Here is a 23,803-nt window from a genome sequence, read left to right on the forward strand (position 1 = left end):
CCGCCAGTGCATGGTGCACTGGCGGCTCCCGCATTTATGCGGTAGCTGAAAAAAGGATATTCAAGTGGCACGTTTTATTGGCCCTAAGGGCAAACTTTCCCGCCGCGAAGGCGTAGACCTGTTCCTGAAGAGCGCACGTCGCTCGATCGCGGACAAGGTCAAGCTGGACACCAAGCCAGGTCAACACGGCCGTACCTCCGGCACGCGTACCTCGGACTACGGTCTGCAACTGCGTGAAAAGCAAAAGGTCAAGCGCACCTACGGTGTGCTGGAGAAGCAATTCCGCCGTTACTTCGCTGAAGCTGATCGTCGCCGTGGCAACACCGGCGCGAACCTGCTGAGCCTGCTGGAAAGCCGTCTGGACAACGTGGTGTACCGCATGGGCTTTGGCTCGACCCGCTCCGAAGCGCGTCAGCTGGTGTCCCACAAGGCCATCACCGTGAACGGTCAATCGGTCAACATTCCTTCCTACTCCGTGAAGGAAGGCGACGTGGTGGCTGTGCGCGAAAAGTCGAAGAAGCAAGCCCGTATCGTTGAGTCGCTGCAACTGGCCGGTCAAGTGGGCTTCCCCGCTTGGGTGGACGTGTCGGCTGACAAGGCTGAAGGCGTCTTCAAGAAGTCTCCAGACCGCGATGAATTCGGTGCTGACATCAACGAATCGCTGATCGTCGAATTGTATTCTCGTTAATTTCACGGTCGTTTTCGACTGCGAAAGTGTATCCGTCCCAGAACCGCGAGGCATCGCGGTTCTGGTGCTTCACCAGCCTTACCGGTGTAACGAGCCGGGGGTATTGAGAGGAAGTTTGCATGCAGACCAATTTGCTGAAACCCAAGACAATTAACGTAGAACAGCTGGGCCACAATCGCGCCAAGGTAGAGCTGGAGCCGTTTGAACGCGGCTACGGGCACACGCTGGGCAATGCGCTGCGTCGTGTTCTGCTGTCCTCGATGGTGGGTTATGCAGCGACGGAAGTGACCATTGCAGGTGTGCTGCACGAGTACTCGTCTATCGACGGTGTCCAGGAAGATGTGGTCAACATCTTGCTGAACCTCAAGGGCGTGGTGTTCAAGCTCCACAACCGTGACGAAGTGACGCTGAGCCTGCGCAAGGATGGCGAAGGCGTGGTGACGGCTGCTGACATTCAGACGCCTCACGATGTAGAAATCATCAACCCTGATCATGTCATCGCCAACCTGTCGCAAGGCGGCAAGCTGGACATGCAGATCAAGGTGGAAAAAGGCCGTGGCTATGTGCCCGGTAACGTGCGCCGCTACGGTGACGAGTCGACCAAGTCGATCGGCCGCATTGTGCTGGACGCATCGTTCTCGCCGATCAAGCGCGTCAGCTACACGGTCGAATCCGCCCGTGTGGAGCAGCGTACCGATCTGGACAAGCTGGTTCTCGAGATCGAAACCAACGGCGCCATCGCTGCAGAAGATGCAGTGCGCTCGTCGGCCAAGATCCTGGTGGAACAGCTCGCCGTGTTTGCGCAGCTCGAAGGCGGCGCATTGGATGTGTTCGACCAGCCAGGTGGCCAGGCGCGCAACAACGCCACGTTCGATCCGATCCTGCTGCGTCCTGTGGACGAGCTGGAGCTGACCGTGCGTTCCGCCAACTGCTTGAAGGCCGAGAACATCTACTACATCGGTGACCTGATCCAGCGCACCGAAAATGAGTTGCTCAAGACCCCGAATCTGGGTCGCAAGTCGCTCAACGAGATCAAGGAAGTGTTGGCTTCCCGTGGTCTGACCCTGGGTATGAAGCTTGAAAACTGGCCACCAGCTGGTTTGGAAAAGCGTTAAGTTATAATGGAGAGCTCTCCCAATGGTGGGGGAGCTCAATCGTAGTGCGTCGAACAGTACCTGATACGGCTGTTTGATTGAATCAATCTAAAAGGAAAAGCACCATGCGTCACGGACACGGCCTCCGCAAACTGAACCGCACCTCGTCTCACCGTAAGGCGATGCTGCAAAACATGATGAATTCGCTCATCGAGCACGAAGCCATCAAGACCACCGTTCCTAAAGCCAAGGAACTGCGCAAGGTGATCGAGCCCATGATCACGCTGGCCAAGGTGGACACCGTGGCTAACCGCCGTCTGGCTTTTGACCGTCTGCGCAGCCGCGACAGCGTCACCAAGCTGTTCAACGTGCTGGGTCCTCGCTCGGCCAACCGTCCAGGCGGCTACACCCGTATCCTGAAGATGGGTTTCCGCGTGGGCGACAACGCGCCTATGGCCTATGTTGAACTGGTGGACCGCGCTGAAGAAGCCGGTGATGCCGCAGCAGAATAAGCCCTCTGCAGGTTCTGACTGAAAAAGCCCACTCCGGTGGGCTTTTTCTTTGGCGCCGCGCGTTTTCCGACCGCTCCAGGCTGCGCTGGAGGCCCATCTGCACAAATAGTTTTCCAAATGATGACAAAGCGCTTCGTATTAAGGAAAACCCGAGCTATAATGCAAGTGCGCGATGGAGCAGTCTGGTAGCTCGTTGGGCTCATAACCCAAAGGTCGGAGGTTCAAATCCTTCTCGCGCAACCAGAACACCAAAAGCCAGCTTTCGAGCTGGCTTTTTTGTGCCCGGCTGCCGGGCAGCACCGTTGCGGACCGGGCTGGTCAGCCGGAAAAGTGGGCCGCTAAGGCCGCCGCTTTGACCCCGCCAAGATTGCTATAAAAGTCGAAGCGCAAAAAATATACGCTAAAAGCGCATTCGGCCAAAATGCAGTACCAAAGTCGCGCTATAATTGCGGTGCGCGATGGAGCAGTCTGGTAGCTCGTTGGGCTCATAACCCAAAGGTCGGAGGTTCAAATCCTTCTCGCGCAACCAGAACACCAAAAGCCAGCTTTCGAGCTGGCTTTTTTGTTGTCCGCGCCCCGTGCGTCAACAAGCAACCGGGCAGGGTCGATGCGCCACCCGCCCAGGGCAGGGTAGCACCAGCGCCCGCCCCGCCGTCAGTCGCGGGGCCTCCGCGCCCCATCAATGCGCGTACAACTGCTCCAGCGAGCGAAAGCCTTTGACCTCGATCGGGTTGCCGCTCGGGTCATAGAAGAACATCGTCCACTGCTCGCCGGGCTCGCCTTCAAAGCGCACCTGGGGCTCCAGCACAAAACGGGTGTTGGCGGCGCGCAGGCGCTCGGCCAGCTGCTTCCAGTCTTCGAGTTTCAGCACCAGACCGAAGTGCGGCATTGGCACCTTGTGGTTGCCCACCAGGCCCGTATTGCTGGTCTCAAAAGGCTTGCCCAGGTGGCAGGAGATCTGGTGGCCAAAGAAATCAAAATCCACCCAGCTGTCGGTGCTGCGGCCTTCGGCGCAGCCGAGCGTGTCGCGGTAGAAGTGGCGTGCAGCATCCAGGTCGTGCACATGGAAGGCGAGATGGAAAAGGCTCTGCATGGTGGCGGGCTCAAAAGGCAGGGTTGCAAGGGTGGTCGTACGCAGCCGCAAGCGATTTATCACATAGGCAGGGGCTGCACAATCCGCTAAGCTGTGCAGCATACACCCTGGCATTGCAACCGCGTCCAACAGCCCCAACCCCTGGAGACAACACCATGCAGGACTCCGCCCAGTCATTCAACCCCTTTGCCCCTGGTTTCGATTTTCTGCAAAAGCTCGCAGCGGGCAGCAGCTCCAAGCCTTCTGCGGCTTTTGCGCAATGGCAGGAATGGGTGGCGCCCACGATGAATGTGCCGGACCTGGAAAAGCGGATTCAGGAGCTGAAAACCGTGCTGTTCTGGCTGGAGCAGAACCAGCGCGCACTGGCCGCCACCATCCAGGCGATGGAAGTGCAGAAGATGACCTTGTCGGCCTTGCAGACGATGAATGTGCCGGTGGAAAACTGGGCCAGCACCATGGTGCAAAGCTGGCAGCAGTTTGCGCAGAGCACGGCAGCGCAGGCGCAAGAAGCTGCCGCAGCGGCTGCGCCGCAGGCCTCGGCCCCAGCGCAAGCCGCACCCAGCCCAGCGCCTGCAGCCACACCGGCTCCCGCGCCAGCCGCCGCCGCAGAAGCCCCTGAAAAAGCCGAGCCGGCCAGCAGTGCCGCAGCAGCCTCGGTGACCGATCCCATGCAGTGGTGGGGTGCGCTGACCCAGCAGTTCCAGCACATTGCCCAGCAGGCGGTGCAGGATGTCACCGAGCAGGCGATGGCCCATGCGGCCAGCACCCAGCAGGCGGCAGCCACTGCCGCGCAGGCAGTGCGCAGCACAGCCGAAGAGATGGCCGAAGCCGGCAAGGCGGCGGCCAAAGCGGCGATGGGCCAGCCGGCTGCAGCCAAGCGCAGCGCGACTTCGACAAGCCATGCCAACGCTGGCAACGCTGGCAAGGCGTCTACCCAGAAGCCCAAGAGCGGGCCGCAGCCCAGCGCGGCACGCAGTGCCAGCAAGCAGACGGCCCCCCCCAAGGCGACGCCCACCAACGGCAACCGACAGTCCGCGCCACGCAAGGCCGCCCCGCGGACGGCCGCCCCGCGGAAGGCCGCCCCGCGCAAGCCATCCCCCGGTCAGCGTTGAGTCAACAGTACGGTTGAGCGTTGGTGATTTTTTAGCGCGGGACTGGCCTGGCCGCCGCGCAGCAGCAGGTTTTTGACAATGGCAGGCACAAAGCTTTTTCCCTATGGCCATGTGACCCATCCCGACTGGCGGATGGCCGTGGCGCTGGTGGTGGCCCAACTGCGTGGCCGCATGGCCCAGGCGGGCTATGCCAGCGCGCCCAACCTGGGGCTGGTGTATTTCACCGATGCCTTTGCGCGCCATGCGCCGCAGCTGCTGGAAGCCTTGCAGGACGAGTTTCCGCAGATCGGCGACTGGAGCGGCTCGGTCGGCGTGGGCGTGATGGCCTCGCATGCCGAATACCTGAACGAGCCAGCGCTGTCGGTCATGCTGCTGGAGCTGCCTGCCCATTCCTACCGCCTGTTTTCGGGCATCGCACCACTGCCGGTGGCGCCTACATCGCCCTGGGAGCGCGCGCTGGTGCATGCCGATGCGGGCCTGCCGGATTTTGCAGAACTGCTCGAAGAGCTGGCCGCGCGTACGCGCGCCGGCAGCGTGCTTGGCGGCCTTAACTCCGAGGCGGTGGCGCCGCTGCAACTGGCCTGGAGCAAGGCGCTGGGCCCGAGCCACAGCGGAGTGCTGCGCGGTGGGCTCTCGGGCCTGGCGTTCTCTGCCGATGCCGGTGTGGTGCAGGAGCTGACCCAGGGCTGCCAGGTCATGGGCGCGCGCATGCGCATCACCGCGATGCAAGGCCATGTGGTGCTGGCTTTGGATGGCCGGCCCGCGCTCGATGTGCTCGAAGAGCTGATGCCCGTGCGGCTGGATGCGGACCCCGAGCGGGCCACCCGCACGATGCGCCATATCCATGCCGCGCTGGAGCCGCATGCGCCCGAATCGGCTGTGCACGCCGGGCAGCTGGGCCCGGAGGCGCGCGTGGTGCCGCTGGTAGGCGTGGACATGGCCAGCCGGGGCATTGTGCTGTCAGAGCTGGCGCAGCCCCAGCAGTACCTGTGCTTTTGCCAGCGCAACCTGTCGGCGGCCCGCGCCGATTTGCTGCGCATGTGTGCCGAGCTGCAAGAGTCGCTGTCGCCCGCCGAGGCGCAGACCGGTCTGCCGCTGGGCGATAGCGCCCTGGGCGATGCGGCGGTCGGCCGCCGCATTGCAGGGGCCGTCTACATCAGCTGCGCGCAGCGGGCGAGCCCCTATTTCGGCGTGCCCGGCGCCGAGCTCGAGCTGATCCACCATGTGCTGGGCGATATCCCGCTGGTGGGTTTTTACAGCCAGGGCGAGATTGCCGGCCAGCAGCTGCACCGCTATGCCGGTGCGCTGATGCTGTTTACCCAGGCCGCTTAGCGGTTGCCACCCGGCTGCAGGCGCCGCATTTCGGTAAACACCGACAGCTCCCAGCTGCGCATGGCCAGCAGCAGGGTGTAGCCCTCGCGCTCCTTCTCGGGCAGACGCTGGTCGGTCAGGTGCTGCTGTGCAAAGTCCTGGGCCACGCGCTGCAGGCGCTCCAAAAAGGCCGGCGCCAGGGTGCGGCTGATGGCGCCATGCACGAGCATCAAGCCCTCGCCGGATTTGTCGAAGGTGCCCGAGAAATAGTCGTGCACCGCGTTCTCGCGGAAATACTCCATCACCGGGCCATGTGGGCGCCAGCGGAAGGTCTTGGCCAGCTTGAGCCGGTAGCGGTTCATCGGGCGCAACTCGATGATGCCGATGCGGTCGAGCTGCGCCAGGTACTTGATGCCCTCGGCCTCGCTCAAGCGGTAGGTGGCCAGCACCTGCTCCAGCGTCCACTGGCTGAGCACGCAGATGGCCATCAGCAGCAGCTTCTTGTCTGCCACTACCGCCTGCTCCTGCTGCTGCGTCAGCTCCTTGATCAGCGGCTGGTTGTCGGCCACGCGGCGCGCCAGGTCGGCAAAATCGAGGCGCAGCACATGGCAGATGGCATCGATGCGCGACAGCGGCATGTCGCCCTTGGCCAGCATGCGCTTGACGCTGGACTCAGCCATGCCCAGCGCCTCGGCCAGGTCGGCATAGGTCATCTGTGCGGCCTTCAGCTCTTTCTTCAATGCCAGTACCAGATCGGCGGTGGTGCTCATGGGTATCGTCCTGTCATACTTTGGGTGCCATCATAGGGGATCGCGCCGGGATTGCGAGACGCTCTGGCGCGCCAGCGGCACAGTGCAGGCCATGACTGATACCTCCCAACCCCCAAGCCCCCGCAGCCCGGCTGCGGAATACGCGCTGTATGCCTTCTATGCCGCCCTGCTGGCCTTGGCCTGCCTGGGGCCCCATGTGCCGCAGGCGGCCCATTACCATGACTTTGCCGACCAGCGCCCGCTGCTGGGCCTGGTCAACGCGGCCGATGTGCTGAGCAATCTGCCGTTCCTGCTGGTCGGCATCTGGGGCTTGCTGGCGACTTTCAAAACGCCCGCAGAGACGCTGCGCTCCCAAGGAGCGATGCCCTGGTTGCTGCTGGTGTTTGGCGGCCTGGTGCTGACCGCCGCCGGTTCGTCCTACTACCACCTGCTGCCCGGTGATCTGCGCGTCTTCTGGGACCGCATGGGCATGGTGCCGGTGTTTGCCGGGGTGCTGGGCCTGGCGCTGCAGTCGCTGCTGAACGCCCGCGCCGCCTGGCTGACAGCACTCGCCGTGCTGCTGGGCGGGCCGCTGGCGCTGTGGACCTGGTTGCAGACCGGGCAGTTGCTGCCCTGGGCCGTGTTGCAAGGCGCAGGCATGGTGCTGCTGGTGGTACTGGCGCTGTGGCAGCAGCGCAGCCCACCGGCCGCTCATCCCATCCGCTGGCCCCTGGCCGCCGTTGTGGCCTGGTATGCGCTGGCCAAGCTGTTCGAGCTGGGCGATGCCGCTGTCTGGGCCGGCAGTGGCCATCTGGTGGCCGGCCATGCGCTCAAGCACCTGGCCGCTGCGCTGGCGGTGTTGCCGCTGCTGCGCAGCTTGCAGCAACTGCGCCATCGGGCGCACGCAAACCGCGCGTCCGCAGGCACAATCGGGGGCGGCGCGCTGGGGGCAGGGCGTTTGCGCTGAATGCCCGGTACCGACCACCCCCACCGCCCTTGATCCGCCAGGAGATGCTTGTTCCATGAACCGTCCACATGCCCCGTCTGTGCCTGCCACTGAGGCGCCAGACCATCCCAACCAGTTTGCCTTGCTGGGCCAGCGCCGCTTTGCCCCTTTCTTCTGGACCCAGTTCGCCGGGGCCGCCAACGACAACCTGTTCAAGTTCGCCTTCACCGTCATGGTGACCTACCAGCTGCAGGTGGCCTGGATGCCGCCTGCGATGGCCGGCCTGGTGATCGGGGCCTTGTTCATCCTGCCTTTTTTGCTGTTCTCGGCCACCTCGGGGCAACTGACCGACAAGTACGAAAAGCACCGCATGATCCGCTTCGTCAAGGATCTGGAGATTGGCGTGATGCTGATCGCTGGTGTGGGCTTCTGGATCGAGAGCCCGGCGCTGCTGCTGGGCTGCGTGTTCTTGATGGGCCTGCATTCCACGCTGTTCGGGCCGGTGAAGTTTGCCTACCTGCCCCAGGTGCTGCGCGACGATGAGCTGACCGGCGGCAATGGCATGGTCGAGATGGGCACCTTTGTCGCCATCTTGCTGGGCAATGTCGTGGGTGGCCTGCTGGTGGCTCTGCCCGGTATCGGCCATGCCGCGGTGGGCGTGGCCTGCCTGGGCCTGGCGGTGGTGGGGCGCCTCACGGCGCAAGGCGTGCCGGTGGTGCCGGCCACCGACCCGGGCCTTAAGATCAACTGGAACCCGGTGAGCGAGACCTGGCGCAACCTGAAGCTGGCGCACGGCAATGTGGTGGTGTTCCGCTCGCTGCTGGGCATCAGCTGGATGTGGTTCTTTGGCGCGGTGTTTCTGAGCCAGTTCCCCAGCTTTGCCAAGGAGGTGCTGCATGGCAACGAGCATGTGGCCTCGCTGCTGCTGGTGGTGTTTTCCATCGGCATCGGCCTGGGTTCGCTGCTGTGCGAAGTGCTCTCGCGCCGCCAGGTGGAGATTGGCCTGGTGCCCATTGGCACCATCGGCATGAGCGTGTTTGCGATTGACCTGTACTTTGCCTCGCGCGGCCTGGCGCAGCCGGCCCAGGCCTGGACGGCGCTGGCCTTCATCAGCCAGCCGGCGCACTGGCGCGTGATGGCCGATCTGGCGCTGCTGTCGCTGTTTGCGGGCCTCTACAGCGTGCCCATGTATGCGCTGATCCAGCTGCGCAGCCAACCCACGCACCGCGCCCGCATCATTGCGGCCAACAATATCTTGAATGCGCTGTTCATGATCGCCAGCTCGGTCATTGCCGGCGCCTTGCTGGGCGCGGGCTTTTCGGTGCCGCAGATCTTTCTGTTCACCGGCATTGCCAATGCCATCGTTGCCACCTACATCTTCTTGCTGGTGCCCGAATACCTGCTGCGCTGCATTGCCTGGCTGGTCACCAACCTGGTCTACCGCTTTCGCGTGCAGGGCGCGCAGCACATCCCCACCAGCGGGCCGGCGCTGCTGACCTGCAACCATGTGAGCTTTGTCGACCCCATCCTGATGATGGCCGCCAGCCCGCGCCCGATCTACTTTGTGATGGACTACCGCATCTTCCGCACGCCCCTGCTGGGCTGGCTGTTCCGCCTGTGCAAGGCGATTCCGGTGGCGCCCCGCAGCGAAGACCCTGCCGTCTACGAGGCCGCCTTTGCCCGGGCCGCGCAGGTGCTGCGCGAGGGCGATCTGCTCGCTATCTTTCCCGAGGGCGGCATCACCCGCGATGGCGAGCTGCAGGCCTTCAAGGGCGGCGTGATGAAGATCCTGGAGCAGGCCCGTGCCGATGGGCTGGAGGTACCTGTGGTGCCGATGGCGCTGACCAACCTCTGGGGGTCGTTCTTCAGCCGCATCGAGCCCAAGGGCGCGATGACCCGCCCGTTCCGCCGAGGCTTGTTCAACCGCGTGACCTTGCGCATTGGAGCTGCCAGCCCGGCCGCCGAGTGCTCTGCCGAGCAGCTGCGCCAGCGCGTGGGCGAGTTGCTGGACCAGGAGGGCGGCCATGGCAGCGGTTCGCCCGCTTTGGGATAATGCAGGCTGGACAACGAATGGCTTTGTGATGACCTCTCTAACGATTCTGTACAAAAGCGTGGCAGCCCTGGTGGCCATGTCCGCCCTGGCCGCCTGCACCAGTACTTCGGGCCTGAAGCCGCTGCATGACCCTGAAGAGAAGGAGGCTTTCACACGCGCCACCGTCTATGCCGGCCCGCGCAGCCCCGCATCGGCCTACTGCGTGCAGATGGGCGGCGCCTTGCTCAACACGCCCAAGGGCAAGAACACGGTGTGCAAATTCCCCGACGGCAAGGAAATGGACCCCTGGGACCTGTTCTGGCGCGACAACCCAATGAACTGAGCGCCCCAGCAACGACAAACCCCTGCCCGCGCATCGTGCGCTGGCAGGGGTTTTATCTTGCGGAGTCGCTGGCGATCTAGGTTTTAGATCACGCCATGCGTCTTGAACCATTCCTGCATGCGCTTCCAGCCGTCTTCGGCCGCATCCTTGCGGTAGCTGGGGCGGTAGTCGGCATGGAAGGCGTGGCCCGCTTCCGGATAGACATGAAAGCTCGACGCAGCAGCGGCGGCATTGCCAGCGACACCGGCCTTTTGCAGGCTTTGCTTCATGGCCTCCACGGACTCAAGCGGAATGCCCTGGTCCTTGCCGCCGTAGAGGCCGAGCACGGGGGCCTTGAGTGCGCCGCTGAGGTCAATGGGGTGCGTGGGCTGCAACTCGCTGGCAGCGCCTTGCAGGCGGCCATACCAGGCGACACCGGCCTTGACCTTGCCGGTGGCGGCATACAGCCAGGTGATACGGCCGCCCCAGCAAAAACCGGTGATGCCGGCGCGGCTGGTGTCGCCGCCATTTTCTTTGGCCCAGGCGAGGGCGGCGTCCAGGTCCTTGATGACCTGGGCATCGGGTACCTTGCTGACCAGCTCGCTTTGCAGCTGGCTGATTTCGGTGTACTTGCGCGGGTCGCCCTGGCGCGCAAACAGCTCGGGTGCAATGGCCAGGTAGCCCAGCTGGGCCAGGCGCCGGCAGGTGTCGGCAATGTAGTCATGCACGCCAAAGATTTCCTGGATCACCAGGACCACCGGCAGGTGGGTCTTGCCAGCGGGCGCTGCGCGGTAGGCGCTGACCTGGAAGCCGTCAACCGTGTACTGGATCGTGCCGGCCGTCAGCCCGGTATCGGGGGTCTTGATGGCGGTTTGCGCCATCACTGGCACCGCTGCTGCGGCGTAGCCTACGCCCAGCGCCATTTGCAGGGCGCTGCGGCGGGTGCTGCCGGCCAAGGTGGCGCGGCCCGGGAGAAGGGAGTCGAAATCGGCATTGCTGGGAGTCTGGGACATAGGATTTCCTTTTCTGCGGATGGCAGCCCCATTATGGGGGACGATAAAAAACAGCCCCTGACAAGGTGGCTGGCGCGCCGGCGCCGCCGTGTTCATGCAAGAAAAATGCCTGGCATCGCCAGGCATCGTGGTGGGGGTGGCTGGACTCAGCTCACTTCCACAGCGCGCACTTGGTTTCTTCCTTGGTCGTGAACACCTCGTCACCGGGCAGCTTCTTGACGATCTTGTAGTAGTCCCAGGTGCCCTTGGATTCCTGCGGGGTCTTGACCTGGACCAGGTACATGTCGTGGATGTAGCTGCCGTCGGCGCGCAAGGTGCCCGAGCCAAAGAAGTCGTCCATCTTCATGCCGCGCCAGGTCTCCATCACCTTGTCGGCATCGGTGGTGCCGGCAGCCTGCACGGCCTTGAGGTAGTTCATCGTGGCCGAGTAGTCGGCGGCCTGGATTTCGGTGGGGCGGCGCTGGGTTTTTTTCATGTAGGCGTCGGCGAACTTGCGCGTTGCGTCGTTCATGTCCCAGTACCAGCTGGTGACGAACTGCATGCCGGCGGTGTTCTTCAGGCCCAGACTGTGGATGTCGCTGTAGAAGACGAGCAGCGGCGCAATCTTCATCGACTTGTCGATGCCGAATTCCTTGGCCGCCTTGATGGCGTTGATGGTGTCGCCGCCGGCATTGGCCAGCGCCAGCACCTGGGCCTTGGAGCTTTGCGCCTGCAGCAGGAAGGACGAGAAGTCGGAGGCATTGAGCGGGTGGCGCACGGCAGCAGCCACGGCGCCGCCCTTGGCCTTGACGACCTTGGTGGCATCGGCTTCCATCGCATGGCCAAAGGCATAGTCGGCGGTCAGAAAGAACCAGTTCTTGCCGCCGTTGTCGACAATGGCGCCGGCCGCACCCTTGGACAGCGCCACGGTGTCATAGGCATAGTGCACGGTGTAAGGCGTGCAGGCCTCGTTGGTCAGCGCCGAGGTGCCCGCGCCGTTGTTGATCATCACGCGCTTTTTCTCATCGGCCACCTTGGCCAGCGCCAGCGCGGTGCCCGAGTTGGTGCCGCTGAAGATCATCGTCAGGTTCTGCGTGTCGATCCACTCGCGTGCCTTGCTGGCGGCGATATCGGCCTTGTTCTGGTGGTCGACCACCAGCATTTCGATCGGCTTGCCCAGCACCTTGCCGCCAAAGTCGTCAATCGCCATCTGGATGGCGGTGGCGCCACCCTTGCCTTCGAGGTCGGCATAGAGGCTCGACAGGTCGGAGATGTAGCCGATCTTGACCTTGTCCTGTGCATGGGCCGTGCCCATGGCGGCGGTCAAGCCCAGCAGTCCCAAGGTGGCCAAGGCTTGCGCCAGGCGAGTGCGTTGCATAGTTGCTCCTGATGTTTATGGTGTTGTCTCGATGCGGCAGCCGCATGGAGCAGATACTGGCATGCACAGCGCCAGGTGGTATTGGGACAATTACTGCGCTGCACCGGGTGCCTTATTGGGCACAGCTTCCATAAAAATAGCTGCCAGTGCTTGTCTCAAAAGCACGGGCAGCTATCAATTCAGGAGTATCGCGACCGCCTGGGCGCTTGTGCACAGTGGCTTGGCTTTTTTGCGCACCCCCGTCGAACGGGTGCTCAGCGCTGCTGGCTGCGCAGATAGGTCTGCACGATGGCGGCGGCATCGACGGCGAAATGCTGGCGCAGCGCCGCGCGCGAATCACTGCGGCCAAAGCCGTCCGTCCCCAGCGTGTAGTAATGCTGGCGCGGCAGGCCACGGTCATCCGTGGGCAGGTAGGCGCGCACCAGCTCGGGCAAGGCGCGCACATAGTCGCTGGCGGCAATGATGGGGCCTTGCGAAGACGCCAGCTGCTGCGCAAACCAGCTGGGGGCGCTGGCCTTGCCGGCGCGCCAGCGCTCCAGCTGGGCCTCGCCATCGCGGGCCAGCTCGGCATAGCTGGTGACACTCCAGACATCAGCAGCGACGCCATGCTCGCGCTCCAGAATGGCAGCGGCCTTGAGCACCTCGCCCATGATGGCGCCGCTGCCCAGCAGTTGCACCCGGCGCGGGCTGTGCGCAGAGCCGGCCTGCAGCCGGTACATGCCCCGGATGACGCCTTCATGGGCCTCAGGCGGCAGGCTGGGGTTGGCCACGTTTTCGTTGGTGACGGTGATGTAGAAGAACTCGTCGCGCTGCTCTTGCAGCATGCGCTGCATGCCATGGTCGATGATGACGGCCAACTCGCCGGCAAAGGCGGGGTCGTAGCTCTTGCAGTTGGGCACGGTGGAGGCGCTCAGCAGGCTGCTGCCGTCCTGGTGCTGCAGGCCTTCGCCGCCCAAAGTGGTGCGCCCGGAGGTGGCGCCGATCAAAAAGCCGCGTGCGCGCTGGTCGGCAGCGGCCCAGATCAAATCGCCCACGCGCTGGAAGCCGAACATGCTGTAGAAGATGAAGAACGGCAGCATGGCCGTGCCATGGGTGCTATAGCTGGTGGCGGCCGCCGTCCAGGACGACAGCGCGCCCGCTTCGCTGATGCCTTCTTCCAGGATCTGGCCGCTGCTCGCTTCGCGGTAGAGCAGCATCGAGGCGTTGTCCTCGGGTTGGTAGAGCTGGCCAAAAGGCGCGTAGATGCCCACCTGGCGGAACAGCCCGGCCATGCCAAAGGTGCGTGCCTCATCGGCCACGATGGGCACGATGCGCGGGCCCAGGGTCGGGTCCTTGAGCAGGTTGCCCAGCTGGCGCACAAAGGCCATCGTGGTGCTCATCGGCTTGCCCTCGGCCTGCAGTGCAAAGCCGGCCGTCGCCTGCAGATCGGGCACGGCCACGGGCGTGGCCTGGCCTTTGCGCGCCGGCAAAAAGCCACCCAGCGCCTGGCGGCGCGCCAGCAGATAGCGCATCTCGGCGCTGCCATCGGCGGGCTTGAGGAAGGCGGCCGAGGTGGCCTGGGCATCGCTCAGCGGCAGGTTGAAGCGGTCGCGGAAGGCCAGCAGGTCTTCGGCGCCCAGCTTTTTTTGCTGGTGCGAGGTCATGCGGCCCTGGCCGATGCTGCCCATGCCATAGCCTTTCATCGTCTTGGCCAGCACCACGGTGGGTTGGCCGCTGTGCGCAGCGGCGCTGGCAAAGGCGGCGTGGATCTTGACCGGGTCATGGCCGCCACGGCGCAGGCGGTCGATGTCGCTGTCGGACAGGTGGGCGACCAGCGCCGCCAGCTCGGGGCTCTGGTTGAAGAAATGCTCGCGGTTGAAGGCGCCATCGTTGGCCGACAGGGTCTGGAACTCGCCGTCGACCGTGTGCGCAAACGTGCGCGCCAGCACATGGCTGTGGTCGCGCGCCAGCAGCGCATCCCACTCCGAGCCCCAGAGGCATTTGACCACGTTCCAGCCCGCGCCGCTAAAGAGCGCTTCGAGCTCATCGACGATGCGGCCATTGCCGCGCACCGGGCCATCGAGCCGCTGCAGGTTGCAGTTGATGACGAAGATGCAGTTGTCCAGCCCCTCGCGGGCGGCCAGGGTGAGGGCGGCGATGGATTCGGGCTCGTCCATTTCGCCATCGCCAAAAAAGCCCCAGACCTTGCGGCCGGCGGTATCGGCCAGGTCCCGGTCGGCCAGGTAGCGCATGAAGCGCGCCTGGTAGATCGCATTGATCGGTCCGATGCCCATCGAGCCGGTGGGGAACTGCCAGAACTCGGGCATCAGGTAGGGGTGCGGGTAGGAGCACAGGCCCTGGATGCCCTGGCTGGCGGCCACCAGCTCCTGGCGGTAGTGGGCCAGGTTCTCTTCGCCCAGGCGCCCTTCCAGAAAGGCGCGGGCATAGACGCCGGGCGAGGAGTGGGGCTGGAAGTACACCAGGTCAGCGGCCTGGTGGCCATCATCGGCGCGGAAGAAATGGTTGAAGCCGGTCTCGAACAGATCGGCCGCCGAGGCATAGCTGGCGATGTGGCCGCCCAGCTCGCCATGCGCGGCATTGGCGCGCACCACCATCGCCAGCGCGTTCCAGCGCAGGATGGCCGAGAGCTTTTTCTCCAGCGCCACATCGCCGGGGTAGGGCGGCTGCTCATCCACCGTGACGGTGTTGACGTAGGGCGTGTTGCCCGAGGGCTTCCAGGCCACATGGCGCTTGCGGGCATGGGCCAGCAGCGCATCGAGCAGCGCGCCCGCCTGCTCCTTGCCCTGCGCCGAGCCATAGGCCGCCAGCATTCCATCGAAGGCATCGCACCACTCGGCCAGTTCGGCCGGGTCAGCTTGCGGGGTGGCGGGCACATGGTGGGGCGGCTGGCGCACGGTGGTCTCCTGTCTGGTTCTTGGTGAATGCTCGGAATCATGCCATGGAAGCGTCGCCAAGGCGCGAGGCCCGGCGACAAACGCGGCGCCTTGAAAGTATTGCCTTTCGATACCTGGCTCTTTGAAAACTGCTACCGGCATTAAAAGGGGATGCTGGTGCAGCCGCTTGCCTGCATCATCGCAGCGTGTTCAACCAAAGCGGGGCCCTGTTGCTCCGACCCACCATGTCTCCATTCTCCAATCCTGTTCAGCGTGACACCCGTGCATGGCAATACCAGGTATGGATCTCGTTCGGTATTGCGGTCTCGATGTGCGCGATCGGCCTGGCCTGGCTGCCAGGGCAACACCTGGAGCAGGCGTTCATGGTGATGGGCTATATGTTCTGCCTCTCGGCCGCCTTTGTGCTGGCCAAGTTTGTGCGGGACAAGCAAGCGGGCAGCAGCCAGGCAGCTGGCGACACCCCCATGTGGCGCTTTGTGGTCTGGGGCGGTTTTGCGATCGCGATGGGGCTGACCGGCTGGGGTTTGCTCAGCATGGACATCAACCCGACCTACAAGGCCTTTTTGGGCGTGAGCTGGATGTACATGATCACCACCGCCTTCACCCTGGCCAAGATGCTGCGCGACAAGCATGAGTCGGACCTGGCCAGCGCTATCCAACAGGCCCGCAGCATGCGCAGCGCGCCCCGCGAGCAGGACGCGGGCCACCCGCAGGAGCGCGTGTGAGCGCCCATCGGATGATGCCGCCAACACGGGAGCAGCACATGTTCAATCTTACTTTCAGTAAATGGCAGCGCCGCGCTGCTTCCACTCTGGCCAGCACCGCCCTGGTGCTGGGTTTGGCCACCGCCCCGGCGGCCCGGGCACAAAGCGATGCGTCGTTGGTGCTCTCGGCCCTGCCGATTGCCTCGGTGGTCGTGGGCACGGCGGCCTCGGTGGGGGCGTCGGCCAGCGTGGTCGCCCTGCCGGTGGCGCTGTCGGTCGATGGCGCCCAGCTTATCGTCAAGGGTGTGCAGGCATCGGCCAAGGGCACGGTCTGGTTGCTGGAGAGTGCATCGGACGGCGCGGCGGCCAGCATTGAGCTGTCGGCCGGTGCCCTGGGCGCCAGCGCCGCCGGTGTGGGCACGGCGATTCTCGTCAGCGTGGTGGGGGCCGGCGTGCTGCTGTCGGCCGCTGGCGAGGTGATTGCCTTTATTCCCAATGAGGTGGGTAAGGCACTGCTCTACAACGAGCGCTTGTGATGACCAAGGAGATGGCCATGTTGAAACCTCTGCGCCTGGGCCTGTTGGCCGCCGCACTGCTGGCCGCCACGGCCGCGCAGGCCGGCCGCAGCTGCGAGCCGCAAAAGCCCACGCTCGACAGCGTGCGCCAAAGCCTGAGCCTGGCGCAAAACGTCGCTCAGGCGCTGGATGCCAGCGGTGCGCAGCTGGTGTTGCTGGGCCGCCAGGGCCAGGATCTGCGCAAGTACCAGCTGCAGTTCTCGCACATGGGCTGGGCCTACAAATCGGCCACCGGCGCCTGGCGTGTGGTGCACAAGCTCAATGACTGCGGCACTGCCACTTCCCATGTCTACCGACAGGGCCTGGGCGAGTTCTTTCTAGACGATATGTGGCGCTACCAGGCGGTGGTGGTGGTGCCGGCCAAGGAGGTGCAGCAACAGCTGCTGCTGGCGCTGTCGGCCAACGCGCAGCCCTTGCAGCTGCACGAGCCGCGCTACAGCATGCTGGCCTATCCCTGGAGCCTGCGTTACCAGCAAAGCAACCAGTGGGCGCTGGAGACCCTGGCCCAGGCGCTGGCGCCGCAAACCGTGCATGACCGGGGCCAGGCGCAGGCCTGGTTGCAGCTGCAGGGCTACCAGCCCAGCGATTTGCGCATCGGTGCGATGACCCGGCTGGGCGGCCGCATGACGCGCGCCAATATCGCCTTTGACGACCACCCGCCCGAAAAGCGCTTTGCCGGCCATATTGAAACGGCGACGGTGGATTCTGCGTTGGCGTTTTTGCAGCGCAGCGGCTTGGCGTCGGCGCCGGTGCTGCTGCGTTAAGCCGCAGAGAGCGGCGCCGTCCAGACCGCGCAGTCGCGGCCCTGGGCCTTGGCCTGGTACAGGGCCAGGTCCGCTTCGCGCAGCAGGTCTTCGAGGCTGTCACCCGCCCGCAGCGCTTGTTTGTAGGCCAGGCCGATGCTGAGCGTGGCCTGCAGCGGCTCGTGGTGCGCCGTCAGAAAGTGGCCGCTGCGCACGGTATGGCAGAGGCGCTCGGCAATGGCGGTGGCGTCTTCAAAGCTGATATGGGGCAGCACCACGGCAAACTCTTCCCCGCCGATGCGGCCCAGCACATCCTGGGGGCGCAGCGATTCGGTCAGCACCTGGCTGACATCGCGCAGCAGGCGGTCGCCGCTGGCATGGCCGTGGTTGTCGTTGACGCGCTTGAAATGGTCCAGGTCCAGCATCAGCACCGCCGCCGAGCTGCCTTCATGGGTCAGGCGCTTGAGCAGCGCGTGGCTGGCCTGCACAAAGCCATTGCGGCTGAGCACATCGGTGAGGCTGTCGTGGTGGGCCTGGTAGCGCATGCGGTGCAGGAGCTCGGCGCGTGCGGCGTGCGAGCCCGCCACCGACAGCGGCCCCAGGATCAGCATCGTGATGCCCAGGCGCAGGCTGGCCACATCCAGCACATTGGCCGGGATAAAGCCCACGATGTTGGAGATCACGATCACCTTGGTCACAAACACCAGCATGGTGATGATGGCCGTGGTCAGGATGCGGTAGGACAGCGCGCACCACAGCAGCGCAGGCAGCGAGAACACCAAGGAGCCGACCTTGTTGCCCACCATGTAGCTGGTCATCTCCAGGCCAACCACGGCCAGTGCGGGCAGCAGTTTCAAGGCCCAGGACTGGCGCTCTTGCTTTGCGCCGCTGCTGCGTGCCGAGGGCAGCGCCAGCAGGAACGGCAGCAGCATCATCGCGTTCATCCATTCGCCGGTCCACCACATCAGCAGCCCCTGGCTCATCGACAGATCAAAGGCCCAGGCGCTGATGGGCCCGCCAATGGCCGCCGATGCCGTGGAGGCCATGCCGCTGGCAAAGAACACCAGCAAGGCGGAATACTGGCCCTCCATCTGCAGATCGCGCTGGGATTGCCGGCGCAAGAACAGCCAGCCGCAGGCGGCGCCGCACAGGTTGGCGGTGGTAAAGCCCAGGGACAGCCACAAGGAGGTGCCGGTGATCAGATCGGCCAGCACAAAGCTGGCAAAAAGGGCGGCGAGCCCCAGCGGGCGCATGAGGCGCGGGTAGCGCAGCAGCAGCACCAGCACGATCTGGTTGGCAGGCCAGAACACCGAGAGGTAACCCAGCGGCCGCAGCAGGATGCCCACCATCGCTGCCGCAAACACCGCTAAGCTGGCGCAGAGCAGCAAGCGACCGCTATGGGGTTGCTCCAAGGGGTGGACGGGCGACGCGGTCAGCATGGGTGTGAGGGAGGATGGGCGAAATATACCCGCTCCCCTGCACCGCCATGGGCCCGACCCCGTGGGCCAGTCACACATTGGCAGGTGGGCAGAGTGCTGCAGCCGCGCAGGGCCTGGCTGAGATTTTGATTAATCGATAATCTCAGTCAATCGCTATTGCTTCCAAAATGGGAGCTAAGAACGCATGCCAGTCGGCGCATCAATCTGAAATATGCCGGGATCAAACAGCGCTGTTGCCGTGGGCAGCTGCGGTGCACCGAGGGGCGCAAAGCCCCAGACGGCGCTGTCTCTTACTTTACGCAGGGGCTGTCAAGCGCCATGCTGCGCTGTCTCTTGGCCCCCACGCTTTGCATGGCAGGGGAGGGGGGGCCGAGAACTTAGATACCGCGTGCCCGGTCCGACTTGAACTGCGCGCGGAACTGGGCAAAGTGGCCGGCATCGAGCGACTGGCGCACTTCCTGCATCAGGTTCAGGTAGTAGTGCAGGTTGTGGATGGTGGTCAGCATGGGGCCCAGCATCTCACCGCAGCGGTCCAGGTGGTGCAGGTAGGCGCGGCTGAAACCCTCGCGCCCGCCGTTGTCCCAGCTCACGCCGCTCTTGCCGGCGCAGGCGTGGCAGGTGCAGGAGGTGTCGATGGGCTGGTGGTCGGTCTTGTGGCGGGCGTTGCGGATCTTCAGGTCGCCATAGCGGGTGAAGATGGTGCCGTTGCGCGCATTGCGCGTGGGCATCACGCAGTCGAACATGTCCACGCCATCGGCCACACCCTGGACCAGGTCCTCGGGCGTGCCCACGCCCATCAGGTAGCGCGGCTTGTTGGCAGGCAGCAGGTGGGGCGTGTGCTGCATGATGTCCAGCATCTCGTCCTTGGGCTCTCCCACCGAGACGCCGCCCACGGCGTAGCCGGGGAAATCGATCTCCAGCAGGCCTTGCAGCGATTCCTCGCGCAGGTTCTTGAACATGCCGCCCTGCACGATGCCGAACAAGGCATTGGGGTTGCCCAGGCGCTCGAACTCTTCCTTGGAGCGCTTGGCCCAGCGGCGGCTCATCTCCATCGATTTGCGCGCCTCGGCCTCGGTGGTCTTTTTGCCGTTGGTCTCGTACGGCGTGCACTCGTCGAGCTGCATGACGATGTCCGAGTTCAGAATCGTCTGGATCTGCATGCTGACCTCGGGCGACATGAACAGCTTGTCGCCATTGACCGGGCTTTGGAAATGCACGCCTTCTTCGGTGATCTTGCGCATCGCGCCCAGCGACCAGACCTGGAAGCCACCCGAGTCGGTCAGAATGGGCTTGTCCCATTTCTCGAAACCGTGCAGGCCGCCAAAGCTCTTCATCACATCCAGCCCCGGGCGCATCCACAGGTGGAAGGTATTGCCCAGAATGATCTGGGCGCCCATTTCCTCGAGGCTGCGTGGCATCACGCCCTTGACGGTGCCATAGGTGCCCACGGGCATGAAGATGGGGGTCTGCACCACGCCATGGTTGAGCGTGAGCGTGCCACGGCGTGCGTGGCTGGTGGGATCGGTTTTGAGAAGGTCGAACTGCAGCATAACCGGGCATTTTCGCAGATGTGCGGTAGTTGACGGCGCGGCGGGTTTCGCAGGCTCGTCTCTGACACAGGGGCTGCCGGCAGATCGCTACACTGGTCTTATCTTTCACTGCCAAGGAGAAGCCCATGCTCAACATCATGATCGCCGTCGACGGATCGCCCAACTCGCTGCAGGCGGTGCAGCACGGCGTGCAGCTGGTGCAGCAGGGCTTGCGCGCCCATGTGGTGGTCGCCCATGTGCAAAAGGAGGCGAGCTTTCTGGAGCTGGCCACGCAGGATTCGGAGCTGATCGCCAATGCCAGCCTGGAAGCGGGCATGGACCTGGTCGCCCCGGCGCTGGACATGCTGCGCCTGGCCGGTGTCTCGTATGAGGTGGAGATCCGCCTGGGCGATATCTACGCGAGCCTGCTCGACATCGCCGAGGAGAAGGGCTGCGGCCTGATCGTGCTCGGTGCCACCGGCGAGAGCATGCTGGGCAGCATTCTGATCGGCTCGGTCTCGCGCGAGGTGGCCCGCCACAGCAAGGTGCCGACCACCATCGTCAAGATGCCCGAGGTGCTGGAGGCCGATGAGGCCGATGGCGACCTCAGCCAGGCCGATACCGCGATGTAATTCTTCAAAGAGAAGCCTGAGAGCCTGCCGGACCAGGGGCGGTCCGCAGGCTCTTTGTCATTTTTAGGGCTGGCACTCAGTCGGCAAGCTGCTCCACCCGCTGGCCCACGATCTGCCGCAGCAGGCCCAGCTGCTCATACAGCTCACGCGCGGCATCTGCGCCCAGGGGCGCGAGCAAATGCTCCAGCCATTGCTCATGCGCCTTGGCCATGGTGCTGAACTGCTTTTTGCCGCTGCGCGTCAGGCGCACCGTCATCGATCGCCGGTCCTCGTCATCGGCCACCCGCTCCACCCAGCCTTCTGCCACCAACTGGTCCGTCAGACCGGTGATATTGCCGCCCGTCACCATCAGGTACTCGGACAGCGTCTTCATGCGCAGGCCCTTGGGGAAGCGGCTGAGCTGGGCCAGGTAGTCAAAGCGCGGCAGGGTGGTGGCGAACTGGGTGCGCAGCTTGCTGCGAATCACCTGTTCGATCTGCGTGCTGCAGGTCATCAGCCGCAGCCACAGGCGCACGGCCTGGTGTTCGTCATGGGCGAGGCCGGCCTCGCGGCCAGCCATGCCGCCACCGGTGTCGGAGGGGGAGTTGCAGAGGGTTTGCATGTCAGCCATGGCGCCCATGGTGCAGTACCGCAGGCGGCTCCAGTGATAGGGTATGTGCGTATTTTAGTGAATTATTTATGCATCAATAATTTAGTTATAAAGTATTTTTCAGGACGGTCCTGGCCATGAAAATTGTCTGCATCGGCGGCGGCCCCGCCGGCTTGTATTTCGCACTGCTGATGAAGCAGATGGACCCCGCGCATGACGTGACCGTGGTCGAGCGCAACAAGCCCTATGACACCTTTGGCTGGGGGGTGGTGTTCTCTGATGCGACGATGGACAACATGCGCGAATGGGACCCGGCGACGGCTGCGCAGATCGAAGAGGCCTTCAACCACTGGGACGATATCGAGTTGCTGTTCAAGGGCCGCAAGATCCGCTCGGGCGGCCATGGCTTTGTCGGCATCGGCCGCAAGCATTTGCTCAACATCCTGCAGGCGCGCTGCGAGCAGCTGGGTGTTCAGCTCGTGTTCGAGACCGATGTGCAGTCCGACGAAGACTATGCCGATGCCGACCTGATCATCGCCAGCGATGGCGTGAACTCGCGCATCCGCAGCAAGTACGCCGAGGTCTTCAAGCCCGATATCGTCACCCGCCCCAACCGCTTTATCTGGCTGGGCGCCAACAAGGTCTACGAGGCCTTCACCTTTGACTTTGTGCGCACCGAGCACGGCTGGTTCCAGGCCCATATCTACCAGTTCGACGACAAGACCTCGACCTTCATCGTCGAGACCACCGAAGAGACCTGGAGGGCCTGCGGCCTGGACACGGCCGACCAGGCGCAGTCGATTGCCTTTTGCGAAAAGCTGTTTGCCGACAACCTGCAAGGCGCGCGGCTGATGACCAATGCCCGCCATTTGCGCGGCTCGGCCTGGATCAATTTCCAGCGCGTGGTCTGCGACCAGTGGTGGCTGCAAAACGCCAAGGGCAGCCATGTGGTGCTGATGGGTGATGCCGTGCACACGGCGCATTTTGCGATTGGCTCGGGCACCAAGCTGGCCATTGAAGATGCGATCGAGCTGGCGCGGCAGTTCCAGCAGCTGGGCGATGGCAAGGCGCAGATACCTGCGGTGCTGGAGGCCTACCAGGCGCTGCGCCGGGTGGAGACCTTGCGCATCCAGAATGCCGCCTGGAATGCGATGGAGTGGTTCGAAGTCTGCGGCAAGCGCTACTGCGACCAGCTCGAACCCGAGCAGTTCATGTACTCGATGCTGACGCGCAGCCAGCGCATCAGCCATGAGAACCTGCGCCTGCGCGATGCCGCCTGGCTGGGTGGCTATGAGGCCTGGCTGGCCGCGCAAAACGGGGTGGAGGTACAGGGCAAGGCGCCGCCGCCGATGTTCCTGCCCTATACCCTGCGCGGCCTGACCTTGAAGAACCGCATCGTCGTCTCGCCAATGGCGCAGTACTCGGCGGTCGATGGCGTGCCCGGTGACTACCACCTGGTGCACCTGGGGGCGCGGGCCATGGGCGGCGCCGGTCTGGTATTTGCCGAGATGGCCTGCGTCAGCCCCGAAGGCCGCATCACCCCCGGCTGCCCGGGCACCTACAGCCAGGCACAAAAGCAGGCCTGGCAGCGCATCAGCGACTGGATCCACACCCACACTGATGCCAAGTTTGCGATGCAGATCGGCCATGCCGGAGCGAAAGCCTCCACCCGCCTGGCCTGGGAAGGCACGGACCTGCCGCTCGCCGAGGGCAACTGGCCGATCATCTCGGCCTCGCCCCAGCAGTACCTGGAAGGCGTGAGCCAGATCTCGCAGGCGATGACCTTGACCCAGATGGCAGAGGTCAAGCAGCAGTTTGTGCAGGCTGCCCAGATGGCCGCCGAGGTCGGCGCCGATTGGCTGGAGCTGCACTGCGCCCATGGTTATCTGCTGTCCAGCTTCATTTCGCCCTTGACCAACCAGCGCAGCGACGCCTATGGCGGCAGCTTGGAAAACCGCCTGCGCTACCCGCTGGAGGTGTTCCGGGCCGTGCGTGCCGTCTGGCCGCAGGAGCGGCCGATGTCGGTGCGCATCTCCGCCCATGACTGGGTGCCCGGCGGCATCACCCCCGATGACGCGGTAGAGATTGCCAAGGCCTTCAAGGCCGCAGGCGCGGACCTGATCGACTGCTCGTCCGGCCAGGTCAGCAAGCAGGAAAAACCGGTCTATGGCCGCATGTTCCAGACGCCTTTTGCCGACCGCATCCGCCAGGAGGCAGGCATTGCGACGATGGCCGTCGGCGCGATCAGCGAGGCCGACCATGCCAACTCCATCATTGCGGCCGGCCGCGCCGATCTCTGTGCTGTCGCTCGCCCGCACCTGGCCAACCCGGCCTGGACCTTGACCGAGGCGGCCAAGATTGGCTACACCGCCATCGCCTGGCCCAAGCCCTACTTTGCCGGCAAGCGCCAGATGGAGAGCCTGTTCGAGCGCGAAAAGGCCCAGCAAGCGGCCGCTGGCCATTGAGGAG

The 23,803-nt window shown here is 64.2% G+C and carries 21 protein-coding genes and 2 tRNA genes; 15 read left to right on the forward strand and 8 right to left on the reverse strand.

Annotated features, from left to right (window positions below; translation table 11 throughout):
• The first annotated feature begins 64 nt into the window (after positions 1–64).
• From rpsD to WH265_RS21820, 5 genes are all read left to right on the forward strand, one after another.
• Positions 65–688 carry a 30S ribosomal protein S4 gene (gene rpsD / locus WH265_RS21800; RefSeq protein ID WP_021028319.1) on the forward strand — a complete coding sequence of 208 codons (624 nt, stop codon included), beginning with the start codon at positions 65–67 and terminating at the stop codon, positions 686–688.
• A gap of 119 nt (positions 689–807) precedes the next feature.
• Complete coding sequence (locus WH265_RS21805) at positions 808–1,803, forward strand: DNA-directed RNA polymerase subunit alpha (RefSeq protein ID WP_021028320.1); 996 nt, start codon at positions 808–810, stop codon at positions 1,801–1,803.
• A gap of 104 nt (positions 1,804–1,907) precedes the next feature.
• Entirely contained in the window at positions 1,908–2,294 is a 387-nt protein-coding gene (gene rplQ / locus WH265_RS21810) for a 50S ribosomal protein L17 (protein WP_021028321.1), read from the forward strand.
• A gap of 166 nt (positions 2,295–2,460) precedes the next feature.
• A tRNA-Met gene (locus WH265_RS21815) sits at positions 2,461–2,537 on the forward strand.
• A gap of 209 nt (positions 2,538–2,746) precedes the next feature.
• A tRNA-Met gene (locus WH265_RS21820) sits at positions 2,747–2,823 on the forward strand.
• Positions 2,824–2,973: 150 nt separating this feature from the next.
• Here the strand turns inward: WH265_RS21820 and WH265_RS21825 are convergent.
• A complete protein-coding gene (locus tag WH265_RS21825) occupies positions 2,974–3,387 on the reverse strand; it encodes a VOC family protein (protein ID WP_027011219.1) in 414 nt (137 codons plus the stop codon).
• 155 nt (positions 3,388–3,542) lie between these two features.
• Between WH265_RS21825 and WH265_RS21830 the strand changes: the two genes are divergently transcribed.
• A complete protein-coding gene (locus tag WH265_RS21830; protein ID WP_339559635.1) occupies positions 3,543–4,499 on the forward strand; it encodes a PhaM family polyhydroxyalkanoate granule multifunctional regulatory protein in 957 nt (318 codons plus the stop codon).
• A 78-nt stretch (positions 4,500–4,577) separates the two neighbouring features.
• The gene (locus tag WH265_RS21835; protein WP_339559636.1) at positions 4,578–5,831 is read left to right on the forward strand and encodes an FIST signal transduction protein; all 1,254 of its coding nucleotides are present in this window, start codon (positions 4,578–4,580) and stop codon (positions 5,829–5,831) included.
• On the opposite strand, the gene WH265_RS21840 is transcribed toward WH265_RS21835, so the two are convergent.
• Positions 5,828–6,580, reverse strand: a complete 753-nt coding sequence (locus WH265_RS21840) for a helix-turn-helix domain-containing protein (protein ID WP_116926318.1) — start codon at positions 6,578–6,580, stop codon at positions 5,828–5,830. The two genes, WH265_RS21835 and WH265_RS21840, sit on opposite strands and share 4 nt — an antisense overlap.
• Positions 6,581–6,671: 91 nt before the next feature.
• Between WH265_RS21840 and WH265_RS21845 the strand changes: the two genes are divergently transcribed.
• From WH265_RS21845 to WH265_RS21855, 3 genes are read left to right on the forward strand one after another with little or no spacing between them, the layout of a single operon-like run.
• Positions 6,672–7,526, forward strand: coding sequence for a hypothetical protein (locus WH265_RS21845; RefSeq protein WP_339559637.1), 855 nt, complete (start codon positions 6,672–6,674; stop codon positions 7,524–7,526).
• Positions 7,527–7,581: 55 nt separating this feature from the next.
• Entirely contained in the window at positions 7,582–9,558 is a 1,977-nt protein-coding gene (locus WH265_RS21850) for an MFS transporter (RefSeq protein ID WP_339559638.1), read from the forward strand.
• A 28-nt stretch (positions 9,559–9,586) separates the two neighbouring features.
• Positions 9,587–9,880: a putative hemolysin gene (locus tag WH265_RS21855; protein ID WP_339537039.1), complete on the forward strand. Its 294-nt coding sequence runs from the start codon at positions 9,587–9,589 to the stop codon at positions 9,878–9,880.
• A gap of 83 nt (positions 9,881–9,963) precedes the next feature.
• On the opposite strand, the gene WH265_RS21860 is transcribed toward WH265_RS21855, so the two are convergent.
• From WH265_RS21860 to mdeB, 3 genes are all read right to left on the reverse strand, one after another.
• A complete protein-coding gene (locus tag WH265_RS21860) occupies positions 9,964–10,872 on the reverse strand; it encodes a dienelactone hydrolase family protein (RefSeq protein ID WP_339559639.1) in 909 nt (302 codons plus the stop codon).
• A gap of 151 nt (positions 10,873–11,023) precedes the next feature.
• The gene (locus tag WH265_RS21865) at positions 11,024–12,229 is read right to left on the reverse strand and encodes an ABC transporter substrate-binding protein (protein WP_021028330.1); all 1,206 of its coding nucleotides are present in this window, start codon (positions 12,227–12,229) and stop codon (positions 11,024–11,026) included.
• Between the two features lie 254 nt (positions 12,230–12,483).
• Positions 12,484–15,123, reverse strand: a complete 2,640-nt coding sequence (mdeB, locus tag WH265_RS21870) for an alpha-ketoglutarate dehydrogenase (protein WP_339559640.1) — start codon at positions 15,121–15,123, stop codon at positions 12,484–12,486.
• Positions 15,124–15,347: 224 nt separating this feature from the next.
• On the opposite strand from mdeB, the gene WH265_RS21875 reads away from it, so the two are divergent.
• From WH265_RS21875 to WH265_RS21885, 3 genes are read left to right on the forward strand one after another with little or no spacing between them, the layout of a single operon-like run.
• A complete protein-coding gene (locus WH265_RS21875) occupies positions 15,348–15,848 on the forward strand; it encodes a YiaA/YiaB family inner membrane protein (RefSeq protein ID WP_339559641.1) in 501 nt (166 codons plus the stop codon).
• Positions 15,849–15,886: 38 nt separating this feature from the next.
• The gene (locus WH265_RS21880; protein ID WP_339559642.1) at positions 15,887–16,363 is read left to right on the forward strand and encodes a hypothetical protein; all 477 of its coding nucleotides are present in this window, start codon (positions 15,887–15,889) and stop codon (positions 16,361–16,363) included.
• A gap of 17 nt (positions 16,364–16,380) precedes the next feature.
• The gene (locus tag WH265_RS21885; protein WP_339559643.1) at positions 16,381–17,166 is read left to right on the forward strand and encodes a DUF2145 domain-containing protein; all 786 of its coding nucleotides are present in this window, start codon (positions 16,381–16,383) and stop codon (positions 17,164–17,166) included.
• Here the strand turns inward: WH265_RS21885 and WH265_RS21890 are convergent.
• Both WH265_RS21890 and tgt read right to left on the reverse strand, forming a co-directional pair.
• Positions 17,163–18,584, reverse strand: coding sequence for a GGDEF domain-containing protein (locus tag WH265_RS21890; RefSeq protein WP_148293327.1), 1,422 nt, complete (start codon positions 18,582–18,584; stop codon positions 17,163–17,165). The two genes, WH265_RS21885 and WH265_RS21890, sit on opposite strands and share 4 nt — an antisense overlap.
• A 377-nt stretch (positions 18,585–18,961) precedes the next feature.
• Entirely contained in the window at positions 18,962–20,134 is a 1,173-nt protein-coding gene (gene tgt, locus WH265_RS21895; RefSeq protein ID WP_339559644.1) for a tRNA guanosine(34) transglycosylase Tgt, read from the reverse strand.
• 125 nt (positions 20,135–20,259) lie between these two features.
• Here tgt and WH265_RS21900 point away from each other — a divergent pair, with 125 nt between their 5' ends.
• A complete protein-coding gene (locus WH265_RS21900) occupies positions 20,260–20,745 on the forward strand; it encodes a universal stress protein (protein WP_021029012.1) in 486 nt (161 codons plus the stop codon).
• A 76-nt stretch (positions 20,746–20,821) separates the two neighbouring features.
• Here the strand turns inward: WH265_RS21900 and WH265_RS21905 are convergent, their stop codons facing one another.
• Positions 20,822–21,355, reverse strand: coding sequence for a MarR family winged helix-turn-helix transcriptional regulator (locus tag WH265_RS21905; protein WP_312986278.1), 534 nt, complete (start codon positions 21,353–21,355; stop codon positions 20,822–20,824).
• Positions 21,356–21,471: 116 nt separating this feature from the next.
• Between WH265_RS21905 and WH265_RS21910 the strand changes: the two genes are divergently transcribed.
• On the forward strand, positions 21,472–23,799 hold the full coding sequence (locus WH265_RS21910; RefSeq protein ID WP_339559645.1) for a bifunctional salicylyl-CoA 5-hydroxylase/oxidoreductase: 2,328 nt from the start codon (positions 21,472–21,474) through the stop codon (positions 23,797–23,799).
• Positions 23,800–23,803: the final 4 nt, after the last annotated feature.

The sequence above is a fragment of the Comamonas sp. MYb396 genome, from assembly GCF_037479555.1.
In the GTDB taxonomy this organism is placed as follows: domain Bacteria; phylum Pseudomonadota; class Gammaproteobacteria; order Burkholderiales; family Burkholderiaceae_C; genus Comamonas.